Origin of the sequence: Streptomyces hainanensis (assembly GCF_004348415.1) — a bacterium.
GTDB lineage: Bacteria > Actinomycetota > Actinomycetes > Streptomycetales > Streptomycetaceae > Streptomyces > Streptomyces hainanensis.
In genome coordinates this window covers 1-1,167 of sequence record NZ_SMKI01000844.1, presented here as the reverse complement: position 1 = coordinate 1,167, position 1,167 = coordinate 1, and the positions used below count along the sequence as shown (strand labels likewise).

General features: G+C 82.4%; 1 pseudogene. It reads left to right on the top strand.

The features are described from left to right. Positions 1-723: 723 nt before the first annotated feature. Positions 724-1,167: pseudogene (locus E1283_RS36365) on the top strand (hypothetical protein); the annotation flags it as partial.

Sequence of the window (1,167 nt, the reverse complement as noted above, 5' to 3'; positions counted from 1 at the left end):
ACCCCACCCCCGATCGGCCGCCCCTGGGCGCCACCAGGCGCTGCCGCGCCAGCCGGGACACCCGCGGGCGCGGCAGGCGCGGGCGCGCCGGGCCACGGCAACGCCGGCCCGGTTGCCGCACCGCCGGTGGGCGGTGGCGCGGGCGCCGGCCCCGCCGGCGCGGGTACGCCGGCCGTGGGCGGCAGCCTCCCCGGCCCTGCCGGCGCGCCGCCGGCAGGCGGCAACTGGCCCGACACCGCTGGCACGGCCGGCCACAGCAACGCCGCACCCATCGGCGCACCCCCGGTGCCCGGCGCCGGCGCCGCAGGCGCGGGAACGCCGCCCGTGGGGGGCAGCCCCGCCGGCGCCGCCGCGCCGCCGGCAGGCGGCGGCTGGCCCGACGCCGCTGGCACGGCCGACCACAGCAACGCCGCACCCATCGGCGCACCCCCGGTGCCCGGTGCCAGCGCCGCAGGCACCGGCACGCCGCCCGTAGGCGGCAGCCTCCCCGGCCACGGCAATGCCGGACCCATCGGCCCACCGCCGACGCCCGGCGCAGGCGCCGCAGGCGCGGGTACACCATCAGCGGGCAGCCTCCCCGGCCACGCCAACGCCGGCGCCGCCGCGCCGCCGGCAGGCGGCGGCTGGCCCGACGCCGCTGGCACGGCCGACCACAGCAACGCCGCACCCATCGGCGCACCGCCGGCACCCGGCGCAGGCGCCGCAGGCACCGGCACGCCGCCTGTGGGCGGCAGCCTCCCCGGCCAGGGCAACGCCGGCGCCGGCGCGCCGCCGGCAGGCGGCGGCTGGCCCGACGCCGCGGGCGCGCCGGGCCACGGCAACGCACCGCCGGTACCCGGCGCCGGCGCCGCCGGCGCCCCGGCGTGGTCGGATGTGGACACGTCCGGCAGCGGGCCGTCCGTCTGGGACGGGACGGACACGTCCAGCATCGGTGAGGACGACGTGTCCGTGGCGCCGCCGGAGACCGTGTTCGCCGCGCCGCTGGTCGTGGAGGAGGAGGCGAACCGCTCCGGCCCGTCCTCGGAGGCGAGGACCGCGATCCTGCCGAGCGGCAGCGCCCTGCCGCCCACCGCCGTCCACCGGCCGCCCGGGGCACGGCCGGCCAACGACCTGGCGTCGGCCGACACCGCCAAGTCCGCCCGGCCCGACCCCACACCTGTCTCTTAT